Annotated in this window: 6 protein-coding genes and 2 pseudogenes; 3 read left to right on the top strand and 5 right to left on the bottom strand. The window is 52.7% G+C overall.

The genetic code is table 11. From position 1 onward, the window contains the following. Positions 1–238 precede the first annotated feature (238 nt). The 4 genes and pseudogenes from A7090_RS19475 to ybbA all read right to left on the bottom strand — a co-directional run. A pseudogene (locus A7090_RS19475) lies at positions 239–751 on the bottom strand (DUF2931 family protein); the annotation flags it as partial. Continuing rightward, positions 741–927, bottom strand: a pseudogene (locus tag A7090_RS27330) (hypothetical protein); the annotation flags it as partial. The pseudogenes A7090_RS27330 and A7090_RS19475, both read right to left, overlap by 11 nt. Positions 928–1,177: 250 nt before the next feature. After that, the gene (gene ybbP, locus A7090_RS19480) at positions 1,178–3,592 is read right to left on the bottom strand and encodes a putative ABC transporter permease subunit YbbP (protein ID WP_105275256.1); all 2,415 of its coding nucleotides are present in this window, start codon (positions 3,590–3,592) and stop codon (positions 1,178–1,180) included. Continuing rightward, positions 3,589–4,275: a putative ABC transporter ATP-binding protein YbbA gene (ybbA, locus tag A7090_RS19485; protein WP_105275257.1), complete on the bottom strand. Its 687-nt coding sequence runs from the start codon at positions 4,273–4,275 to the stop codon at positions 3,589–3,591. Before ybbA ends, ybbP begins: the two co-directional genes overlap by 4 nt. Here ybbA and tesA point away from each other — a divergent pair. Genes tesA through cnoX form a run of 3 tightly spaced genes read left to right on the top strand, consistent with a single transcriptional unit; the run spans position 4,246 to position 6,583 of the window. Continuing rightward, positions 4,246–4,869, top strand: a complete 624-nt coding sequence (gene tesA / locus A7090_RS19490; protein ID WP_157941484.1) for a multifunctional acyl-CoA thioesterase I/protease I/lysophospholipase L1 — start codon at positions 4,246–4,248, stop codon at positions 4,867–4,869. The genes ybbA and tesA overlap by 30 nt on opposite strands. Then, a complete protein-coding gene (ybbO, locus tag A7090_RS19495) occupies positions 4,859–5,668 on the top strand; it encodes an NADP(+)-dependent aldehyde reductase (RefSeq protein ID WP_105275258.1) in 810 nt (269 codons plus the stop codon). The genes tesA and ybbO overlap by 11 nt, the downstream gene beginning before the upstream one ends. Before the next feature lie 60 nt (positions 5,669–5,728). Then, positions 5,729–6,583 (top strand): chaperedoxin, encoded by an 855-nt coding sequence (cnoX, locus tag A7090_RS19500; protein WP_105275259.1) that lies wholly within the window; start codon positions 5,729–5,731, stop codon positions 6,581–6,583. Positions 6,584–7,250: 667 nt separating this feature from the next. Here the strand turns inward: cnoX and A7090_RS27085 are convergent. Continuing rightward, complete coding sequence (locus A7090_RS27085; RefSeq protein WP_274541180.1) at positions 7,251–7,373, bottom strand: hypothetical protein; 123 nt, start codon at positions 7,371–7,373, stop codon at positions 7,251–7,253. Between the last annotated feature and the right edge of the window lie 57 nt (positions 7,374–7,430).

Below are 7,430 nucleotides of genomic sequence, written 5' to 3' on the forward strand. Positions count from 1 at the left end.
ACAGATTGGCGTTAATGCCATTTTCAAGAGCAAGTTTTGAGATGGATATCCCGGGTTCACAGGAGGCAGCAACGAGCTGCTGTTTAAATTCGGGAGGATAATTAGGGCAGCCTTTTCGCCTGCCGGGAGTCACATTTTTCTGCATATCTGACACTTTGGTTCCCACTACTTATTTGGTGGACACCACTTTGTCTAATTCGTCAGATTCTGACCAGACGGTTCAGGCTGTACGCTTACGGCGAATATTGGGTTTGTCATGTTTCTCCAGCCATACCCGTACTTTTCCTTCCGGAGCCAGACCGATTAACAGATACCGCAGATAATACTTTTCACTGCCACCGCCAGGTGGTGAATAAGGTGTGAGCATCAATTTCCAGACTTCTCCCGCCAGCGTTATCCAGGTTTCATACACTTTTTTATCAATCAGTGAATCCCAGCAAAAATGGATAGACATAGGGGGGTTTTTGGCTTTATTGAATGCCGTCATTCCACCACTAAGATTTTCCTGCCATTGTCCTATTGTTGTTGAGACAGGGATAGTGCCATCCAGCGTTCTGAACTGATAATAGATGCCATCGGTATCTAATAATTCCACATAGGTGACTTCTGCTGGCAAGGAATTAGGGTAGAAAAAATTGAAATACCATTCATCATAGGGTGCAAGCAACGATATTTTTTCTTTCGCTGCTACGTTAAAATTAAGAATCATACACATAATAAAAACAAATATTAACTTTATATTAAATTCCATTTTGTTTACTCCCTTGCATATCGTATATAGTTCTGATCCAATTTTCATCCGGCCGATTAACAAAACTAAACGTCTTAAACGCTGATACTTCAGCAGAAACCTTATTTTTTAATCGATAATCGACGGTATTCCAGTTGGAAGAGCAGTGTAAATTATTTTCCTACAACGAGTAGTTCTTCTGACGAAATATTACCCTGCTGTTCCCCTGTAATGCGTAAATATATAATGTCACCCATATGATTATACCCATTCCATAGATTTTAATTATATAACATAAACTTAATAAACATCTCATTTGTCAATATATATTAATTGATGCTTGGGCATAACAAGTTTTTATAAATTACCAATATAATTTTTTAATTACGCGATGCGCTAATAAAAAAGCCGTTTATCTACCTGGTAGAAATAAACGGCTTTATCACATCACCCCGCGAACTGCCTGAACAGCGCCTTCCCCTTAACCAGTCGTGCGCCCAGCCAGCCGCCGCAAAGCGACAGCAGTAGCGCACCACTACACGGCAGCACAATCCACAGTCGCCAGTCTGGCTCCCACGGGAAATCAAACACTTTCGATTGCAGCACCGCCAGCGCCGTTTCCGCACCAATTGCGGCCACCAGACCGGAAACAAACCCAAGCATGGCGAACTCACACCACAATGTCGTGCGCAACAGTTTTTTCCCCGCGCCGAGTGTACGCCACACCACCAGCTCCTGATGACGCTGGCGCATTCCCACCTGCACCTGTGCCAGCAACAGCAACATACCGCAGGCGGTGACCAGCACCACCATCACTTCCAGCGCCCGACTTACCTGCTCCAGCACCTGGCCGACCTGTTTTAAAATCGCGCCAATGTCTAACAAGCTAATGGTCGGGAACTGGCGGTTGAGTTGCGTCAACATGCCGTTGCCGTTCTCCCAGCGGAAACTGGTAAGCCAGCTCTGCGGCTGCCCGTCCAATGCCCCTTCCGGGAAAATAAAATAGAAATTAGGCCGCAGACTTTCCCAGTCCACTTTGCGCAGGCTGGTCACTTTGGCACGGAACTCCTGAGTATCGCCCATAAAGGTGACGCTATCACCCAGCCCAACGTTCAACCGTTTCGCCAGCCCCTCTTCCATCGACACTTCATCAGCTTTTGGCGGCCAGTTACCAGCGATAATCGGATTATGATCGGGCCGCGTATTTTGCCAGGTGAGATTGAGTTCGCGGTTGAGCGCCTCATCTTCATTACCTTCTGTCGGCTTGCCGTTAATCGCCGTCAGCCGCGCCCGCACCACCGGATAAAACGATTCCGGGACTATCTGATGTTCCGCGAGGAACGCTTTTAACGGTGTAACCTGTTCTGTGGCGATGTTGATTAAAAAGTAGTTCGGGCTTTCTGGCGGTAGCTGCTGTTGCCAGCGGTCGAGCAGATCGCCACGCAACACCAGCAGCAGTGCCAACAGCATAAAGGAGAGCGAAAATGCCGAAAGCTGGCTTAACGTTGACCACGGCTGACGTAACAGGCGGCTGACCGCCAGACGCAGAGGTAGCGATTTAAGCGTCATGCGACGAAGAACATTCAGCAGCATCCAGCCCAGCACACCGCACAACAAAGCCAGTACTACCGCACCCGCCAGCACCGCCCAGAGCAGCATACTGCCGCCCATCAGTCCAGCGAGCAGCAGCACAACCACCACACTGACAATCGGCAGATAAAACTTCAGCGGCCAGACGTTCGCTACCACATCATTACGTAACACGCGTAAAGGCTGCGTTGCCAGCAACAGGCGGTACGGTCTTAGCCCCACCAGCAGCGAGATGACCGTCATAGTGCCAAGCGCCCACAGCCACGGCCAGAGGCTGGCAGGTGGTAGAGCGGCAGGCAGAACGGGCTTGAGCAACACCATCAACACGTTTTCGAACAACAGGCCTATCGCCCCGCCGGTGACGGCTGAAAGCACCAGCACCATCAACCACTGACCGACGATTAGCCTACGCAGTTGCGCTCGCCCTGCCCCCAGCGTTTTGAGGATCGCCACCAGATCGTAGCGACTGCGACAGTAATGATTCATCGCCACCGCCACCGCTGCCACGGCCAGCAGCAAGGTCAGAAGCGCCGAAAGCAGCAGGAACTGCTGCGAGCGTTCCATCGATCGCCCCAGCGCGCCTTCGTCCTGTTCCAGACCGTACCAACGTTGTTCGGGTTTAAGCTGGGGTAACAGCCATTTCTCATAGCCGTCGAGTTGATTCTCGCTGCCACCGAATTTATAGCGCCAGGTGACCCGGCTCCCCGGCTGCACGGCCCCGGTTTTATCGACATCTGCCAGATTCATCATCAGACGCGGGGCCATCTGGAAGGGGTTAAAACCAGAGTCCGGCTCCTGAATTACTTCTCCGGCAATCCGCAACGTGGCATCACCCACGTCGATGGTGTCTCCCGTTTTCAGGTTAAGCAGTGCCATCAGGCGTGGGGCCAGCAATACGTTGCCCGACTGCGGTTTCAGGCCAGGGGGATTGGTTTGCAGATCGCCATACATCGGGTAGATATCATCCACCGCTTTGACGTTCGCCAGTTGCGGTGTATCGCCTGCAAAGGTCATAGTGGCGAAAGTCAGCTGCTTGCCAACTTTCAGGCCGCGCTTTTGCGCTTCCTCCAGCCACGCTTGCGGCACTTCGCGCGAACTGCGCAACGCCCGATCGCCCGCCATAAACTCACGGCTTTGCTGGCTTAAACCTTTCTCCATGCGATCACTGATATTGCCCAGTGCCAACACGCAGGCCACCGCCAGGCTTAGCGCCAACCAGACAATTAATAGCGATGGCGAGCGCCATTCACGCCAGAACCAACGTGCAATCATGCTTCCTCCTGCAACTGCCCGTTCACCAGCCGTAAGCAGCGGTCGCAGCGTGCCGCCAGTTGCAGGTCGTGGGTCACCATAATCAACGTGGTGCCATGCTCACGGTTGAGGGAAAAGAGCAGATCGGCAATTTTATCACCCGTCTGGCGGTCAAGGTTGCCGGTAGGTTCATCAGCAAACAGCACATCAGGCCGACCGTTAAAGGCTCGTGCCAGCGCCACTCGTTGCTGCTCGCCGCCGGAAAGCTGTGCCGGAAGATGATCAAGACGTTTACCCAGCCCTAACTGTTCGAGCAACGCTTTTGCTCCGTTACGACTTTCCGCGCTACTCTCACCGCGCAGCAACGCCGGAAGCTCGACGTTTTCCAGCGCGTTAAGGGTAGGAATTAACATAAATGACTGAAAAACAAAACCTATGTGCTTCGCGCGTAACGTTGCCCGCACTTCTTCATCCATATTATGTAGCGGTTGTCCCACCAGATTTACTTCGCCACTGCTGCCGTCATCCAGCCCGGCGAGGATCGCCAGTAATGTTGATTTCCCCGATCCCGACTCGCCCACCAGTGCGATGGTCTCGCCACGTTTGACAACCAGCTCAACTCCGGTGAGGATGGAGAGTTCATGCTCCCCCTGACCGACGGACTTCTTAAGATGATGAACTTCAACAATGTTTTCCGCTGGCATTTGCCCTTCCTGTTCCTGGTCCTGTTAACCTTCCGTGCCGCCGCAGCGGACACGTTATTGATTCTGGGTGATAGCCTGAGCGCCGGGTATCGAATGTCTGCCAGCGCGGCCTGGCCTGCCTTATTGAATGATAAGTGGCAGAGTAAAACAGCGGTCGTCAATGCCAGCATCAGCGGCGACACCTCGCAACAAGGGCTGGCGCGCCTTCCGGCTCTGCTAAAACAGCATCAGCCACGCTGGGTGCTGGTTGAACTGGGCGGCAATGACGGTTTGCGTGGTTTTCAGCCACAACAAACCGAGCAAACGCTGCGCCAGATTTTGCAGGATGTCAAAGCCACCAACGCTGAACCATTGTTAATGCAAATACGTCTGCCTGCAAACTATGGTCGCCGTTATAATGAAGCCTTTAGTGCCATTTACCCCAAACTCGCCAAAGAGTTTGATGTTCCGCTGCTGCCCTTTTTTATGGAAGAGGTCTACCTCAAGCCACAATGGATGCAGGATGACGGTATTCATCCCAACCGCGACGCCCAGCCGTTTATTGCCGACTGGATGGCGAAGCAGTTGCAGCCTTTAGTAAATCATGACTTATAAAGCAACGGAGATCCTGACAGGTAAAGTTATGCAAAAATCGGTCTTAATTACCGGATGTTCCAGTGGAATTGGCCTGGAAAGCGCGCTCGAATTAAAACGCCAGGGTTTTCATGTGCTGGCAGGTTGCCGGAAACCGGATGATGTTGAGCGCATGAACAGCATGGGATTCACCGGTGTGTTGATCGATCTGGATTCGCCAGAAAGTGTTGATCGCGCAGCCGACGCAGTGATCGCCCTGACCGATAATTGTCTGTATGGGATCTTTAACAATGCCGGATTCGGCATGTATGGCCCCCTTTCAACCATCAGCCGTGCGCAGATGGAACAGCAGTTTTCTGCCAACTTTTTCGGCGCACACCAGCTCACCATGCGCCTGTTACCGGCTATGTTGCCGCACGGTGAAGGGCGTATTGTGATGACCTCATCGGTGATGGGATTAATCTCCACGCCGGGGCGCGGCGCTTACGCGGCCAGTAAATATGCGCTGGAAGCATGGTCAGACGCACTGCGCATGGAGCTACGCCACAGTGGAATTAAAGTTAGCCTGATCGAACCCGGTCCTATTCGCACTCGCTTTACCGACAACGTAAACCAGACCCAAAGTGATAAACCGGTCGAGAATCCCGGCATCGCTGCCCGCTTTACGTTGGGGCCGGAAGCGGTGGTCGACAAAGTGCGCCATGCTTTTATTAGCGAGAAGCCGAAGATGCGCTATCCGGTAACGCTGGTGACCTGGGCGGTAATGGTACTCAAGCGCCTGCTGCCGGGGCGTATGATGGACAAAATATTGCAGGGGTGAGTTGAAGCGCGCGCTTAAGCCCCCATGTCAAAGAAAATATCGACAACAGAGAGCGACTCCATGTCCGTAGAAAATATTGTCAACATTAACGAATCTAACCTGCAACAGGTTCTTGAACAGTCGATGACCACACCGGTGCTGTTCTATTTTTGGTCTGAACGTAGCCAGCACTGTTTGCAGTTAACCCCGATACTGGAAAGTCTTGCGGCGCAGTACAACGAGAAATTTATTCTGGCGAAGCTGGACTGCGACGCGGAGCAGATGATTGCCGCGCAGTTTGGTCTGCGCGCGATTCCGACCGTGTATCTGTTCCAGAACGGGCAACCGGTAGACGGCTTCCAGGGACCGCAACCGGAAGAGGCGATCCGCGCCCTACTGGATAAAGTGCTGCCGCGCGAAGAAGAACTGAAAGCGCAGCAGGCGATGCAACTGATGCAGGAAGGCAATTACACCGATGCCCTGCCATTGCTGAAAGACGCCTGGCAGTTGTCGAATCAGAATGGGGAGATCGGCCTGCTGTTAGCAGAAACGCTGATTGCGCTGAACCGTTCTGAAGATGCAGAATCCGTGCTGAAAACCATTCCGTTGCAGGATCAGGATACCCGCTACCAGGGGCTGGTGGCGCAAATCGAACTGTTGAAGCAGGCGGCAGATACGCCGGAAATTCAACAGTTGCAACAGCAGGTGGCAGAGAATCCAGAAGATGCCGCACTGGCGACGCAACTGGCGCTGCAACTGCATCAGGTTGGGCGTAATGAAGAGGCGCTGGAGTTGCTGTTCGGGCATCTGCGTAAAGATCTCACCGCCGCAGACGGTCAGACGCGTAAAACGTTCCAGGAGATCCTCGCTGCTCTGGGTACGGGTGATGCACTGGCGTCGAAGTATCGCCGCCAGCTGTATGCGTTGTTGTATTGATTTTCCGTTGAAATGCGATGCTGTGCAGGTTTGTAGGCCTGATAAGACGCGCCAGCGTCGCATCAGGCATCGTCATATAACCGCCGGATGCGACGTAAACACCTTATCCGGCCTACCAAATCGAGCGAATTCAATATATTGCAGATACCATGTCGGCATGATAAGACGCGCCAGCGTCGCATCAGGCATCGTCATATAACCGCCGGATGCGGCGTAAACGCCTTATCCGGCCTACCAAATCGAGCTAATCCAATATATTGCAGGTGCCATGTCGGCATGATAAGACGCGCCAGCGTCGCACCAGGCATCGTCATATAACCGCCGGATGCGGCGTAAACGCCTTATCCGGCCTACCAAATCGAGCTAATTCAATATATTGCAGGTGCCATGTTGGCATGATAAGACGCGCCAGCGTCGCATCAGGTATCGTCATATAACCGCCGGATGCGGCGTAAACGCCTTATCCGGCCTACCAAATCGAGCTAATCCAATATATTGCAGGTGTCATGTAGGCATGATAAGACGCGCCAGCGTCGCATCAGGCATCGTCATATAACCGCCGGATGCGGCGTAAACGCCTTATCCGGCCTACCAAATCGAGCTAATTCAATATATTGCAGGTGCCATGTCGGCATGATAAGACGCGTCAGCGTCGCATCAGGCATCGTCATATAACCGCCGGATGCGGCGTAAACGCCTTATCCGGCCTACCAAATCGAGCGAATTCAATATATTGCAGATGCCATGTCGGCATGATAAGACGCGCCAGCGTCGCATCAGGCATCGTCATATAACCGCCGGATGCGGCGTAAACGCCTTATCCGGCCTACCAAATCGAGCTAATTCA

The organism is Escherichia sp. MOD1-EC7003, assembly GCF_002965065.1.
Classification (GTDB): domain Bacteria; phylum Pseudomonadota; class Gammaproteobacteria; order Enterobacterales; family Enterobacteriaceae; genus Escherichia.

Excerpts from the sequence above, each read along its gene's own strand:
- tesA (WP_157941484.1), top strand. The coding sequence starts at position 4,246 with ATGAACTTCAACAATGTTTTCCGCTGGCATTTGCCCTTCCTGTTCCTG.
- A7090_RS27085 (WP_274541180.1), bottom strand. The coding sequence starts at position 7,373 with ATGACGATGCCTGATGCGACGCTGGCGCGTCTTATCATGCCGACATGG.
- cnoX (WP_105275259.1), top strand. The coding sequence starts at position 5,729 with ATGTCCGTAGAAAATATTGTCAACATTAACGAATCTAACCTGCAACAG.
- ybbO (WP_105275258.1), top strand. The coding sequence starts at position 4,859 with ATGACTTATAAAGCAACGGAGATCCTGACAGGTAAAGTTATGCAAAAA.
- ybbP (WP_105275256.1), bottom strand. The coding sequence starts at position 3,592 with ATGATTGCACGTTGGTTCTGGCGTGAATGGCGCTCGCCATCGCTATTA.
- ybbA (WP_105275257.1), bottom strand. The coding sequence starts at position 4,275 with ATGCCAGCGGAAAACATTGTTGAAGTTCATCATCTTAAGAAGTCCGTC.